General features: G+C 71.1%; 13 protein-coding genes. 8 read left to right on the top strand and 5 right to left on the bottom strand.

The genetic code is table 11. The features are described 5' to 3' along the window. Positions 1 to 141: 141 nt before the first annotated feature. The 5 genes from CCN42_RS31800 (at position 142) to CCN42_RS43485 (ending at position 5,485) form a co-directional block, all read left to right on the top strand. Positions 142 to 2,517: an RNA degradosome polyphosphate kinase gene (locus tag CCN42_RS31800; RefSeq protein WP_386582826.1), complete on the top strand. Its 2,376-nt coding sequence runs from the start codon at positions 142 to 144 to the stop codon at positions 2,515 to 2,517. Continuing rightward, complete coding sequence (locus CCN42_RS31795; protein WP_086170085.1) at positions 2,498 to 3,580, top strand: CHAD domain-containing protein; 1,083 nt, start codon at positions 2,498 to 2,500, stop codon at positions 3,578 to 3,580. The genes CCN42_RS31800 and CCN42_RS31795 overlap by 20 nt, the downstream gene beginning before the upstream one ends. Then, positions 3,577 to 4,002, top strand: a complete 426-nt coding sequence (locus CCN42_RS31790) for an NUDIX hydrolase (protein WP_086740782.1) — start codon at positions 3,577 to 3,579, stop codon at positions 4,000 to 4,002. The genes CCN42_RS31795 and CCN42_RS31790 overlap by 4 nt, the downstream gene beginning before the upstream one ends. Before the next feature lie 355 nt (positions 4,003 to 4,357). Continuing rightward, complete coding sequence (locus tag CCN42_RS31780; protein ID WP_086740778.1) at positions 4,358 to 5,200, top strand: SCO4651 family lipoprotein; 843 nt, start codon at positions 4,358 to 4,360, stop codon at positions 5,198 to 5,200. Positions 5,201 to 5,308: 108 nt separating this feature from the next. Further along, the gene (locus CCN42_RS43485) at positions 5,309 to 5,485 is read left to right on the top strand and encodes a hypothetical protein (protein ID WP_167551853.1); all 177 of its coding nucleotides are present in this window, start codon (positions 5,309 to 5,311) and stop codon (positions 5,483 to 5,485) included. 3 nt (positions 5,486 to 5,488) lie between these two features. Here CCN42_RS43485 and CCN42_RS31775 read toward each other — a convergent pair whose 3' ends face one another. Continuing rightward, positions 5,489 to 5,860, bottom strand: coding sequence for a metal-sensitive transcriptional regulator (locus tag CCN42_RS31775; RefSeq protein ID WP_086740776.1), 372 nt, complete (start codon positions 5,858 to 5,860; stop codon positions 5,489 to 5,491). A 213-nt stretch (positions 5,861 to 6,073) separates the two neighbouring features. Between CCN42_RS31775 and CCN42_RS31770 the strand changes: the two genes are divergently transcribed. Both CCN42_RS31770 and CCN42_RS31765 read left to right on the top strand, forming a co-directional pair. After that, a complete protein-coding gene (locus tag CCN42_RS31770) occupies positions 6,074 to 6,694 on the top strand; it encodes a DUF47 domain-containing protein (RefSeq protein WP_073941751.1) in 621 nt (206 codons plus the stop codon). A 7-nt stretch (positions 6,695 to 6,701) separates the two neighbouring features. Beyond that, positions 6,702 to 7,700 (top strand): inorganic phosphate transporter, encoded by a 999-nt coding sequence (locus CCN42_RS31765; protein WP_086170080.1) that lies wholly within the window; start codon positions 6,702 to 6,704, stop codon positions 7,698 to 7,700. Between the two features lie 105 nt (positions 7,701 to 7,805). Here the strand turns inward: CCN42_RS31765 and pstB are convergent, their stop codons facing one another. The 4 genes from pstB to pstS form a co-directional block, all read right to left on the bottom strand. Beyond that, positions 7,806 to 8,582 carry a phosphate ABC transporter ATP-binding protein PstB gene (pstB, locus tag CCN42_RS31760; RefSeq protein WP_086170079.1) on the bottom strand — a complete coding sequence of 259 codons (777 nt, stop codon included), beginning with the start codon at positions 8,580 to 8,582 and terminating at the stop codon, positions 7,806 to 7,808. A 45-nt stretch (positions 8,583 to 8,627) separates the two neighbouring features. Beyond that, a complete protein-coding gene (pstA, locus tag CCN42_RS31755) occupies positions 8,628 to 9,689 on the bottom strand; it encodes a phosphate ABC transporter permease PstA (RefSeq protein WP_086740774.1) in 1,062 nt (353 codons plus the stop codon). Continuing rightward, entirely contained in the window at positions 9,686 to 10,693 is a 1,008-nt protein-coding gene (gene pstC, locus CCN42_RS31750; RefSeq protein ID WP_086740773.1) for a phosphate ABC transporter permease subunit PstC, read from the bottom strand. Before pstC ends, pstA begins: the two co-directional genes overlap by 4 nt. Before the next feature lie 128 nt (positions 10,694 to 10,821). Further along, a complete protein-coding gene (gene pstS, locus CCN42_RS31745) occupies positions 10,822 to 11,946 on the bottom strand; it encodes a phosphate ABC transporter substrate-binding protein PstS (RefSeq protein ID WP_086170076.1) in 1,125 nt (374 codons plus the stop codon). A gap of 398 nt (positions 11,947 to 12,344) precedes the next feature. Between pstS and CCN42_RS31740 the strand changes: the two genes are divergently transcribed. Continuing rightward, a partial coding sequence (locus CCN42_RS31740; protein ID WP_086740786.1) for an FAD-binding oxidoreductase occupies positions 12,345 to 13,850 on the top strand: 1,506 nt, incomplete at its 3' end.

Genomic DNA, 13,850 nt, shown 5'->3' with positions numbered 1-13,850 from the left:
GCCGCCCCGGACCGCGCACGTCCCTCTCCGGGGCGGCGACGCACGCGACCCACCCCCAGGACGCCCGGGAGCCGCCGCCCGCTAGCCCACACGTCATGTCGCCGTAACCATCGATTCAGACACACTTGCGACCCTCGCCGAATGAAGCCCGCCGTGCCAGAGCCTTCGCCCCCGCCCGAGGGGAGTACGGGCAACGGGACCGCAGCCGCCGGCGCCGCGCTCCCGCCCGCCCCCTCCGACGCGCCTGTCTCCCCTCTGGCGCGGAAGAATGGCTCTATGAGCCAGCAGAACGCCCAGGCACCGGTCCCGCAGGTCCAGCACGCCCAGCCCTCCGTGGGCTCCATCGCAGCGCACCGCCCGCACACCGTGGCGGCGGCGGTCTCCGATCTGGAACCCGACATCGACGCCGACCTGGACTCCTACGAGGAGACGCACGGGGACGGCGGACAGCTGCCCCAGGGCCGGTTCCTCGACCGGGAGCGCAGCTGGCTCGCGTTCAACGAGCGCGTCCTGGAGCTCGCCGAGGACCCCGAGACGCCCCTGCTCGAACGGGCGAACTTCCTGGCGATCTTCGCCAGCAACCTGGACGAGTTCTTCATGGTCCGGGTGGCCGGCCTGAAGCGCCGTATCGCCACCGGGGTCGCCACCCGGTCCGCCTCCGGGCTCCAGCCGCGCGAGGTGCTGGAGATGATCTGGGCCCGCTCCCGCGAGCTGATGGCCCGGCACGCCGCCTGCTACCACGAGGACGTCGCCCCCGCCCTCGCGGAGGAAGGCATCCACCTGGTCCGCTGGAGCGAGCTGACCGAGAAGGAGCAGGCCCGCCTGTTCACCCTCTTCAAGCACCAGATCTTCCCGGTGCTCACCCCGCTCGCCGTGGACCCCGCGCACCCCTTCCCGTACATCTCCGGCCTGTCCCTCAACCTGGCCGTCGTCGTCCGCAACCCGGTCAGCGGCCACAAGCACTTCGCCCGCGTGAAGGTGCCCCCGCTGCTCTCCCGCTTCCTGGAGAGCAGCCCCGGCCGGTACGTCCCCATCGAGGACGTCATCGCCGCGCACCTCGAAGAGCTGTTCCCGGGCATGGAGGTCCTGGAGCACCACGCCTTCCGGCTCACCCGCAACGAGGACCTGGAGGTCGAGGAGGACGACACGGAGAACCTGCTCCAGGCCCTGGAGAAGGAGCTGATGCGGCGCCGCTTCGGCCCGCCCGTGCGCCTGGAGGTCGAGGAGTCCATCGACCGCGAGGTGCTGGACCTCCTGGTCCGAGAGCTGAAGATCTCCGAGGCGGAGGTCTACCCGCTGCCCGGCCCCCTGGACCTCACCGGCCTCTTCCGCATCCACGGCCTGGACCGGCCCGAGCTGAAGTACCCGAAGTTCATCGCCGGCACCCACCGCGACCTCGCCGAGGTGGAGTCCGCCTCCGCGCCCGACATCTTCGCCGCCCTGCGCCAGCGCGACGTCCTCCTGCACCACCCGTACGACTCGTTCTCCACGTCCGTGCAGGCCTTCCTGGAGCAGGCCGCGCAGGACCCGGACGTCCTCGCCATCAAGCAGACCCTGTACCGCACCTCCGGCGACTCCCCCATAGTCGACGCGCTCATCGACGCCGCCGAGTCCGGCAAGCAGGTCCTCGTCCTGGTCGAGATCAAGGCCCGCTTCGACGAGCACGCCAACATCAAGTGGGCGCGCAAGCTGGAGGAGGCCGGCTGCCACGTGGTCTACGGCCTCGTCGGCCTCAAGACCCACTGCAAGCTGTCGCTCGTCGTCCGCCAGGAGGGCGATACGCTCCGGCGCTACAGCCACGTCGGCACCGGCAACTACCACCCCAAGACCGCGCGGCTCTACGAGGACCTGGGCCTGCTCACCGCCGACCCCCAGGTCGGCGCGGACCTCTCCGACCTGTTCAACCGCCTCTCCGGCTACTCCCGCCGCGAGACCTACCGGCGCCTGCTGGTCGCCCCCAAGTCCCTGCGGGACGGCCTGATCTCCCGCATCGACAAGGAGATCCAGCACCACCGCGCCGGACGCCCCGCCCACGTCCGCATCAAGGTCAACTCCATGGTGGACGAGGCCGTCATCGACGCCTGCTACCGGGCGTCCCAGGCGGGCGTGCCGGTCGACATCTGGGTGCGCGGCATCTGCGCCGTACGGCCGGGCGTGACGGGCCTGTCGGAGAACATCCGGGTCCGCTCGGTCCTCGGCCGGTTCCTCGAACACTCGCGGATCTTCGGCTTCGGCAACGGCGGCGAGCCCGAGGTCTGGATCGGCAGCGCGGACATGATGCACCGCAACCTCGACCGCCGGATAGAGGCCCTGGTGCGGGTCGTCGACCCCGCCCACCGGGCCGCCCTCAACCGGCTGCTGGAGACCGGCATGTCCGACTCCACCGCGTCCTGGCACCTGGGGCCCGACGGCGAATGGACCCGGCACGCGACGGACGGGGACGGCGGTCCCCTGCGGAACATCCAGGAGATGCTCATAGACGCCCGGAGGCGCCGGCGTGGCACAGCAACACCTTGAACCGACGGACCCGCTGGCCGAGCCGGTGACGGGGGACGCGTTGGCAGGCTATCTGCGCGCGCAGGCCACCGAGTTCCTGCGCGCGCTGCGCCAGCACCGCGAGACCGGAACCGGTGACTCCCTCGACGCGGCCCGGGCCCTGCGCCGCTCGGCCCGCCGCATCAGCGGCAGCCTCCACACCTTCCGCCCCCTGCTGGACCCCGACTGGTCCGAGGCGATGCGCCCCGAACTCGCCTGGCTCTCCGGCACCCTGGCCCTGGAGCACGCCTGCGCGTCCCGCCTGGACCGCCTCCTGGCCGCCCTGCACCGCCTGTCGGGCTCGTCGGCGTTCCCGGCCCACGTCGAGGTGGCCGCGCGCGGCCGGACCGCGGGTGCGGCACGGACGGGCGCGGCGGCGGCCGGCGCCGTGAGCGAGACCCGCGCCCCGGCACCGGAACGCGGCAACCTCACCGTGGGCGCGGCGAAGGCCGGCGCCCTCCTCGACCGCCAGCTGACCCTGGCCCGCACCCGGGCCCACTCCACCGCCCTCCAGGCCCTCGGCTCCTCCCGCTTCCACGCGGTCGCCGACAAGGTCGCCTTACTGGCCAGCGAGGTCCCGCTGACGACCACCGCGGCCGCCTCCGACCTGCGCCCCTTCGCCGCCACGGCGGAGGAGCGACTGACGGACGCCGTCGCCGCCCTCCCCCTGATCACCGCGGGCAGCCCGTACAACGCGGAGGCGCTGATCCACGGCCTCTCCCCGGACCCCGCCCCGCACCCGCAGGACGCCCCCTGGCACCAGGTCCGCCTCCTGCTGCGCCTGCACCGCTACGCCCGTGAGGTCCTGCACGGCGAGAACACCCCGGTGGACGTACGCCTGCTGACCGCCGGTCAGGCCCTGAACCGGCACCGCGACGCCTCGGAGGCGGCAGCGGCGGCGGCGTCGGCCGCCCGCACCCCGCGGATCGCCCCGGCCACCGCCTACGCCCTCGGCGTGCTCCACGCCGACCAGCGTCACGAGGTGGAGGCGGCCCGGTTCGCGTTCCAGCAGTGCTGGCAGAAGCAGACGGTGGGCACCCCGTGACCGGCGGCCCGGAGGTCACTCCCGTCCTGGCCGCCGGCTGCGTGCTGTGGCGCCGCTCGCCGGCCGGCGGCACGCTGGAGATCTGTCTCGTCCACCGCCCGAAGTACGACGACTGGTCGCACCCCAAGGGCAAGCTCAAGCGCGGCGAGGACCCGCTGGCCGGTGCGCTGCGCGAGGTCGAGGAGGAGACCGGCCGCACGGCGACGCCGGGCGCGGAACTGCCGACCGTGCACTACCTGGCGGACGGCCGTCCCAAGGAGGTCCGTTACTGGGCTGCCGAGGCCGGCGCCGGAACCTTCACGCCGAGCGACGAGGTCGACCGGATCGTGTGGCTGGCGCCCGCCGAGGCCCGCGCCCGCCTCACCCAGCCCCGGGACCGGGAACTCGTCGACGAACTGCTGGCCGCCCTGCGCCGGTCCTGAGGGGCGTCGGGGCGTTCGCCGGTTCACCCCTCGGAGGCATGTCCCGCCCCGTCCGTCCGCGCCTGGCTGCGCGCCCGGCGGGCGGGCCCGCGCCAGCCGCAGCTGCACCGCGCCACACAAAACGGCCCCTGCTCCACCGTGGTGACCCGGTGTTCCGCATCGTTTCGGCCAGGGGCGAACCGGTCCTGCTCGGTCACGCCGTCACGGTACCCGGCCAAGGTGAACGCCCGGTGCGGCTCCGCAGGTCCGCACGGCACCCCGCCCCGGCCGCGTGACGGCCCAACCTACCCGTCGTTAACCGGACGACAGAGGCCCGCGACGGACTGACGGACGGCTGACTGGGGGTAGGCAGGCGATGGCGGAACGGCAGCACGACAGAGCGGGCGGGACGGTCGTCGCGGCAGGGCTGATGGCCTGTTTGTGTCTCGGCGCCACGGGATGCCAGAGCAGCGGCGCGGCGGCCGACGACACCCGTCCCGCCGCCGAGGCGGTCCCCGTCCTGCACCGGGCGGCCGAGGCCCTGGTGGCCGCCCGCACCTCGAAGGCGCGGACGTCGATGGAGATGGCCACCGGCGGCACCCGCGTCACCATCCGCGGCGAGGGCGTCTACGACTACACGCGTGGCCTCGGCCGTCTGAAGGTGCGGCTCCCGCACGACCCGGCGGGCCGGACCGGGCACCGCCCGATCACCGAAGTCCTCGCACCGGGCGCGCTGTACATGAAGAACCGCGGCGCCGGCGTCCCCGCCGACAAATGGGTCCGCGTCGACACCGCCACCCTCTCCGACGGCAATCTGGTCACCGGCGGCGCCACCGACCCGTTCGCCGCGGCCGAGGTGCTGCGCGGGGCCCGCACGGCGACCTATGTCGGCCGTACCGAGCTCGCGGGCACGCCGGTCCACCACTACCGCGGCACCGCGGATCTCGCCGAGGCCGCGCGCAAGGCGTCCCCCGGCGGAAAAGCGGCCCTCGCGGCGGCGGCGAAGGGGTTCGCCACGGCCGAGGTCCCGTTCGACGTGTTCCTGGACGACGAGGGCCGGATCCGCAAGGTCAGGCACCGCTTCAGCTTCGTCAACGGCAGCGAGAAGGCGACGGTGGCGGTGGCCTCCACGACGTTGCTGTACGCCTTCGGCACCCCCGCCGACGTCCGTCTGCCACCCGCCGAGGACATCTACGCGGGCCGCATCGCGGAGGAGTGAGGGCCCGCGCCCGGCGGGAGTGACCGGCTGGAACTAGCCCGTCCGTGCCATGCGCGGGGTGAGGGGCGCTCCCTACTCTAGGAAGTCGGTGACGGCAGAGAAGAGGTGATGCGCGTGGCTCCGGCCGGCGGTACGGCAGTTCAGGACCACGTGGCCCTCGCCGAGATCGAGCTGTGCGGAGAGCTGATCATCGCGGCCTCGGCCGCCGAGGACCGGCTCAGCATGGAGAGCATCGACCAGGTCCTGCGGGTGGCCGAGGAGCGCGCGGAGCCGCCGGCGGCCTGAGCCTCAGGTGCGCAGCATCCGGCCGATCGCCTTGGTGGCCTCTTCCACCTTGGCGTTGATCTCGTCCCCGCCCTTGAGCGCGGCGTCCGCGACGCAGTGCCGCAGGTGCTCCTCCAGCAGCTGGAGCGCGAAGGACTGGAGGGCCTTGGTGGAGGCGGAGACCTGCGTGAGTATGTCGATGCAGTAGACGTCCTCGTCGACCATCCGCTGCAGGCCGCGGATCTGGCCCTCGATCCGGCGCAGCCGCTTGAGGTGCTCGTCCTTCTGGTGGTGGTACCCGTGGATCCCCCGGTCGTGATCGGTCACCACGGCCTCCGCGGGAGCTTCCGCGAGGGCCTCGGCGGGCACACCCGCGCCGGCCTCGGTGGTCGTCATAGCATCCTCCATCCACATACCCCTGCTGGGTATATCGTACTGGACTTTGCCGGGTATGCGCCCCTTACCGGCAGGCCGGACCGCCCCCCGTGCACCGCCCCCGTGCCGATAACTCTGCCTGATGGGCGACACTGGGGGACGGCCCGATAGCCGTGGCCGGATGATGCGCCTAGCATCAGCCTGACCGAAACCGATGCATCCCGAGGACCCCACGTGCGCTTTCGTCTGACCCCCAGGGAGACGAGCTTCTACGACATGTTCGCCGCCTCCGCGGACAACATCGTCACGGGCTCGAAGCTCCTGATGGAACTGCTCGGGGCGGACACCTCCGCCCGGGCCGAGATCGCGGAGCGTATGCGGGCAGCGGAACACGCAGGTGACGACGCCACGCACGCGATCTTCCACCAGCTGAACTCCTCCTTCATCACGCCCTTCGACCGCGAGGACATCTACTCCCTCGCCTCGTCCCTCGACGACATCATGGACTTCATGGAGGAGGCCGTCGACCTGGTCGTCCTCTACAACGTCGACGAGCTGCCCAAGGGCGTGGAGCAGCAGATCGAGGTGCTCGCGCGGGCGGCCGAGCTGACCGCCGAGGCCATGCCCAACCTGCGCACCATGGACAACCTGACCGAGTACTGGATCGAGGTCAACCGTCTGGAGAACCAGGCCGACCAGATCCACCGCAAGCTGCTCGCCCACCTCTTCAACGGCAAGTACGACGCCATCGAGGTGCTGAAGCTCAAGCAGATCGTCGACGTCCTGGAAGAGGCCGCCGACGCATTCGAGCACGTGGCGAACACGGTGGAGACCATCGCCGTCAAGGAGTCCTGAGGCGTCGATGGACACCTTCGCTCTGGTCGTGACCATCGGGGTCGCGCTCTTCTTCACGTACACCAACGGCTTCCACGATTCGGCCAACGCGATCGCCACCTCGGTGTCGACGCGCGCGCTCACCCCGCGGGCGGCGCTCGCGATGGCGGCCGTGATGAACCTCGCGGGCGCGTTCCTCGGCTCCGGCGTCGCCAAGACGGTCAGCGAGGGCCTGATCGAGACACCCGAGGGCTCCACCGGCATGGGGATCCTCTTCGCCGCGCTCGTCGGCGCGATCGTCTGGAACCTCGTCACCTGGTACTTCGGCCTGCCCTCGTCCTCCTCCCACGCGCTCTTCGGCGGCATGGTGGGCGCGGCGCTGGCCGGTGGGACCACCGTCTACTGGGACGGCGTCCTGGAGAAGATCGTCATCCCGATGTTCATCTCCCCGGTGGTCGGCCTGCTCGCCGGCTACCTGGTGATGACCGCCATCATGTGGATGTTCCGCCGCGCCAACCCGCACAAGGCCAAGCGCGGCTTCCGCATCGCCCAGACCGTCTCGGCCGCGGGCATGGCCCTCGGCCACGGCCTCCAGGACGCCCAGAAGACCATGGGCATCGTGGTGATGGCCCTGGTCATCGCCGACGTCGAGGACTACGGCGACCCGATCCCGATCTGGGTCAAGATCGCCTGTGCCGTGATGCTGTCGGCGGGCACCTACGCGGGCGGCTGGCGCATCATGCGCACCCTCGGCCGCAAGATCATCGAGCTGGACCCGCCGCAGGGCTTCGCCGCGGAGACCACCGGCGCGACGATCATGTTCGGCTCGGCCTTCATCTTCCACGCGCCGATCTCCACCACCCACGTCATCACCTCCGCCATCATGGGCGTCGGCGCGACCAAGCGCGTGAACGCGGTCCGCTGGGGCGTCGCCAAGAACATCGTCCTCGGCTGGTTCATCACCATGCCGGCGGCGGCGACGGTGGCGGCGGCCTCGTACGGCTTGGTGCACCTGGCGTTCCTGTAGGCACGGCAGGACCACGCACACGGGCCCGCCCCCGGGAGCCAGGGGCGGGCCCTTTGTGACCTCACGGTGGCACCGCCATGCAGCACCGCGAGGAGTCGATGGCGATCAGCCGAAGCGACCGGAGATGTAGTCCTCCGTCGCCTGCACCGACGGGTTGGAGAAGATCCGCTCCGTGTCGTCGATCTCGACGAGCTTGCCCGGCTGCCCCACCGCCGCGAGGTTGAAGAACGCCGTACGGTCGGAGACGCGCGCCGCCTGCTGCATGTTGTGCGTCACGATGACGATCGTGAAGCGCTCCTTCAGCTCCCCGATCAGGTCCTCGATCGCGAGGGTGGAGATCGGGTCGAGGGCCGAGCACGGCTCGTCCATCAGCAGCACGTTCGGCTCGACCGCGATGGCGCGGGCGATGCAGAGGCGTTGCTGCTGACCACCGGAGAGCCCGGAGCCCGGCTTGTTCAGGCGGTCCTTGACCTCGTTCCAGAGGTTCGCGCCGCGCAGCGACTTCTCGACGATGTCGCTCAGCTCGTTCTTCTTGTAGTTCCCGTTGAGCCGCAGCCCGGCGGCCACGTTGTCGAAGATCGACATGGTCGGGAACGGGTTCGGCCGCTGGAACACCATGCCGACCTCGCGCCGCACGGAGACGGGGTCGACCCCGTGGCCGTACAGGTCCTCGTCGTCGAGCAGCACCTTGCCCTCGACCCGCCCGCCGGGCGTGACCTCGTGCATACGGTTCAGCGTGCGCAGGAACGTCGACTTGCCGCAGCCGGAGGGGCCGATGAACGCCGTCACCGAGCGGGGCTCGACGGTCATCGAGATGTCCTCGATCGCCTTGTGGGAGCCGTAGTAGGCGGTCAGTCCGCTTACGTCGATTCGCTTGGCCATGATTGCTTCACTTCCAGAATGCTTGATCGGTCGCTGGTGGCCGCGTCAGCGACCGGTCTTCGGGGCCTTCCAGCGCGCGATGCCACGCGCCAGCAGGTTGAGGATCATCACGAAGGCGATCAGCGTCAGGGACGCCGCCCACGCACGGTCGTACGCCGCACCGGACCCGGCGCTGTTGGCGTACTGCTGGTAGATGTACAGCGGCAGCGAGGCCTGCGCGCCCTCGAACGGGTTGGCGTTGATGAAGGGGTTGCCCCACACCAGCAGCAGCACCGGCGCGGTCTCACCGGCGATACGGGCGACCGCCAGCATGATGCCGGTGGTGATGCCGCCGATGGAGGTGGGCAGGACCACCTTCAGGATCGTGCGCCACTTCGGCACACCGAGGGCCAGTGACGCCTCCCGCAGCTCGTTCGGGACGAGCTTGAGCATCTCCTCCGTGGAACGGACGACGACCGGCATCATCAGGATCGCCAGCGCGAGCGAGCCGGCGAACCCGAAGGGCTGCATGTCGAAGATCAGCATCAGGCTGAGGATGAACAGACCGGCGACGATCGACGGGATGCCCGTCATGACGTCGACGAAGAAGGTGACCGCGCGGGCGAGGTTGCCCCGCCCGTACTCCACCAGGTAGATCGCGGTGAGCACACCGATCGGCGCCGCGATGACGGTGGCGAGACCGACCTGCTCCAGGGAGCCGAGGATGGCGTGGTAGATGCCGCCGCCCGGCTCGGAGTCGGCGACCAGGCCCATGGAGTGGGTGAGGAAGTACCCGTCGAGGACCTTCATACCGCGCTGCACGGTCACCCAGATCAGGGAGACCAGCGGGACGACGGCGATCAGGAAGGCGACCCACACCAGGGAGGTCGCGACCCGGTCCTTGGCCTGCCGCTTGCCCTCGACGCGCGCGGCGATCCCGAAGGTGCCGGCGATGAAGAGGAGGGCGGCGATCAGGCCCCACTGGATGCGGCTGTGCAGCCCGGCGGCGAGACCGATGCCGACCGCGACGGCGAGCGAGCCGGCCGCGATCGCCCACGGGGACCACTTGGGCAGCTGGGCGCCGCGCAGGCTGCTGGGGCGCTTGTCGGTGACGACGGCGTGGCTCATGCGTTGGCCCCCGAGTACTCCTTGCGGCGGGCGATGATCGCGCGGGCCGCGCCGTTGACCAGCAGGGTGATGACGAAGAGGACGAGACCGGAGGCGATCAGCGCGTCCCGGCCGAACTCGGAGGCCTCACCGAACTTGCTGGCGATGTTCTGGGCGAAGGTGCCGCCGCCCGGGTCGAGCAGGCTGGCCTGGATCTCGAAGGACGGGGACAGCACGGTGGCGACGGCCATGGTCTCGCCGAGGGCGCGGCCGAGGCCGAGCATCGAGGCGGAGATCACGCCGGAGCGGCCGAAGGGGATGACCGCCATGCGGATCACCTCCCAGCGGGTGGCGCCGAGGGCGAGGGCCGCCTCCTCGTGCATCTGCGGGACCTGGCGGAAGACCTCGCGGCTCACGTTGGTGATGATCGGCAGGATCATGATCGCGAGCAGGACGCCGACGGTGAACATGGAACGGGGGGCTCCGCCGTTCCACTCGAGGATGCCGGTCCAGCCGAGGTACTGATCCAGCCACGCGTAGAGGCCGTTCAGGTTCGGTACGAGGATCAGGGCGCCCCACAGGCCGTACACGATGGACGGCACGGCGGCGAGCAGGTCGATCACATAGGCGATCGGGCCGCTCAGCTTGCGCGGGGCGTAGTGGGTGAGGAAGAGCGCGATGGCGACCGCGATCGGGACCGCGATGACCATGGCGATGATCGAGGACACCACGGTGCCGAAGGCCAGGACGGCGATGCCGAAGACCGGCGGCTGGGCCTGGGTGTTCCACTCGAAAGTGGTCAGGAAGTTGCCCTCGTCCTCGCTGATCGCGAGGGCGGCCCGCCAGGTGAGGAAGACCGCGATGGCGGCCATGATCACCAGCAGCAGGATGCCCGAGCCGCGGGACAGGCCGAGGAAGATGCGGTCGCCGGGCCGGGTGGCGCCGCGGGCCGCGCGCTTCTGCTCGGTGGGGCTGGGCTGGGAGAGAGGAGGGGGTGCGTCGGTGGGTGCTGTGGTTATGTCCATCGGGTTCTCCGGTCTGCGGAGCCGCGTCGGTCGGGCGGCTCGGTGGAGCCGTGCGCGGGGCGCGGCTCCGGGCGGCGGTGCACCGGACGGTGCGGTCCGGTCCCGGTCGGGACCGGACCGCACTCGGGTCAGCTCAGCTCTTCGATGGTCGTGCGGACCTTGGCGATGATGTCCGCGGGCATCGGCGCGTAGTCGTTCTGCGCCAGGACGTTCTGGCCGTCCTCGCTGGCGATGTAGCGCAGGAAGGCCTTGGTGGCGGGCAGGGTGTCCTGCTTGTTGCCCTTGTCGCAGACGATCTCGTAGGTGACGAGGGTGATCGGGTAGGCGCCCTCGGCCTTGGTGGCGTAGTTCAGCTCCAGGGCGAGGTCCTTGCCGGTGCCGACGACCTTGGCGTCGGCGATGGCCTGGGTGGCGTTCTCGACGGTGGCCTTGACCGGGGTGCCGGCGCCGGTGTCGATGTCGACGGTCTTGATGCCGTCCTTGGCGTACGACAGCTCGAAGTAGCCGATGGCGCCGTTGGTCTGCTTCACCTGCTGCGCGAGACCGGAGGAGCCCGCGGCGGCCTGGCCGCCCTTGGCCTGCCAGGTCTTGCCGCCCTCGTACTTCCAGTTGCCCGGCGTGGTGGCGAGCAGGTACTTGGTGAAGTTGTCCGTCGTACCGGAGTCGTCGGAGCGGTGGAACGCCTGGATCTTGAGGTCCGGCAGCTTCACGCCCGGGTTGAGCTTGGCGATCGCCGGGTCGTTCCAGTTGGTGATCTTGCTGTCGAAGATCTTGGCGAGGGTCGGCGCGTCGAGGACGAGGCTGTCCACACCCGAGACGTTGAAGCCGACCGCGATCGGACCGCCGACCATCGGCAGGTCGATGCCCTGGCCGCCGGAGCAGACCTTCTTGGAGGCGGCGATCTCCTCGGAGTCCAGCGCGGAGTCGGAACCGGCGAAGGCGACCTGGCCCTGGGTGAACGCGGTGATGCCCGCGCCGGAGCCGCCACCCTTGTAGTTGATCTGAACACCGTTGCACTGCGAGGTGAACTGCTTCACCCACGCGTCGATGGCGTTCTTCTGCGCGGACGAGCCGTCGGCGAGCAGCTGACCCTGGGCGTCGTCGCACTTGATGGAACCCGTGGCCTTGGCGCCCCCCGTCGGGTCCCCGGCACCGGTGGTGTCGTCGGAGCCGCACGCCGTGAGGGCCAGGGCGCCGGAGACGGCGAGAGCACCGAGGGTGAGGGCCCGCCGGTTCATGCGCTGAAGCTTCACTTTCGGGAGTTCCTTCCGGGAGCCGCCGTCCTGAATCCGGCGGCGTGCGAAGTGTGGGTGAGACGGACGCGGGATCCGAGGGGCGCGTTCGTCGTCAGCAAGGCCGAAATTAGGCAGAACAGGTGAAGCCGCCTATGGCCGGAAGTGAACGGGGGGTGAACCCCTGCGGACGGTGCGGTGAGGTCACGGAATGCTCACGGGGAGGGCACACGAAGGTCCCGGCCCCGGCACGCACGGGTCTCAGCACCGCAGACTCCCCGACAGAGAGCAAAAGGGGTATTTGTGTGGAAGGTACACCACTTAGCGTCACCGAAGGGAGTACACGATCGGGTGTGGAACCCCCGGCCCGCCGCCCCCGTCTCGTTCCACGACAGCACGCTCGCGGCGGAGGCAGGCACATGGAACGGCGTACGTTCATCGGCGGCGGCACGGCTGCCCTCGCGGCGGCCCTCTCGGCGGCGGCCTGCTCGGGCACGGACCGTGCCCAGGCGACCCCGACGACGCCCGCGGCCCCCACCGGCGCCGCGTCCCCGGCCCTGACCACCAGCCGGTCCACCCGGGCCTCCGACGGCTGGGGCGCCCTCGCCCGCGACCTCGACGGCGCCCTGATCCGCCCCGGCGACGCCGCCTGGCCCACTGCCCGCCAGCTCTACAACACCCGCTTCGACTCCCTGAGGCCCGCCGCCGTCGCCTACGTCGCCCACCCCGACGACATCGCCACCACCCTCGCCTACGCCCGCGCCCACGAACTGCGCGTCGCCATCCGCAACGGCGGCCACTCCTACGCGGGCTGGTCCTCCGGCAACGGCCGTCTGATCATCGACGTGTCCCGGCTGAACACGGTGCGGGCGAGCGGCGACTCCGCGGTGGTCGGCGCGGGCGCCAAGCTGATCGACGTCTACCGAGCGCTCGCGGCCAAGGGCGCCACGATCCCCGCCGGCTCCTGCCCGACGGTCGGCGTCTCCGGCCTCGTCCTCGGCGGCGGCCACGGCGTCGTCTCCCGCGCGTACGGCCTGACCTGCGACAGCCTCACCCAGGCCACCCTCGTCACCGCCGACGGCAAGCGGATCACCGCGAACGCCCGCGAGCACAAGGACCTCTTCTGGGCGCTGCGCGGCGCGGGCAACGGCAACTTCGGCGTCGTCACCGAGCTGCGCTTCCGCACCCACCCGGCACCGCAGGCGGTCACCGGCTACCTCACCTGGCCCTGGTCGAAGGCCGCCGCCGTGATCAAGGCCTGGCAGGAGTGGGGACCGGCCCAGCCCGACGAGATCTGGTCGTCCCTGCACCTGGCGCGCGCGGCCGGAGGCAACCCCACGATCTCCGTCGCGGCCTTCTCCCTCGGCACCTACGGCGGGCTCCAGAACGCCGTCGACCGGCTCGCCGACCGCGTCGGCGCCTCCGCGTCCGGCGTCTCCCTGCGCCGCCGCTCCTACGAGGAGGCGATGGAGATCTACGCCGGCTGCGCCTCCTTCTCCTCGGACGCCCAGTGCCACCTGCCCGGCACCACCCCGGGCCGCACCCCGCAGGGCGCGCTGGCCCGGGAGACGTACGCGGCCCGCTCCGACTTCTTCGACCGCTCGCTGTCCGCGGCGGGCATCCAGGCCCTCCTCGGCCGGATCACGTCGGTGCGGGGCGGCGCGGGCAGCATCGCGCTCACCGCGCTGGGCGGCGCGGTCAACCGGGTCTCCCCCACGGCGACGGCCTTCGTGCACCGCCGCTCGCGGATGCTCGCCCAGTACCTCGTCTCCTGGCGCGCGGGCACGTCCGGTGGCGCCGCCCGGGCCTGGCTGGACTCCGCCCACGGGGCGATGCGCCCGTACGCCTCGGGCGCGGCCTACCAGAACTACACGGACCCGGCCCTGAAGGACTGGCGCACGGCGTACTACGGCGCCGCGGCGCCG

This window comes from Streptomyces glaucescens, from assembly GCF_002154375.1.
Taxonomy (GTDB): domain Bacteria; phylum Actinomycetota; class Actinomycetes; order Streptomycetales; family Streptomycetaceae; genus Streptomyces; species Streptomyces glaucescens.
The sequence above is the reverse complement of the archived record's forward strand: the minus strand, read 5'-3'. Positions and strand labels throughout refer to the sequence as shown.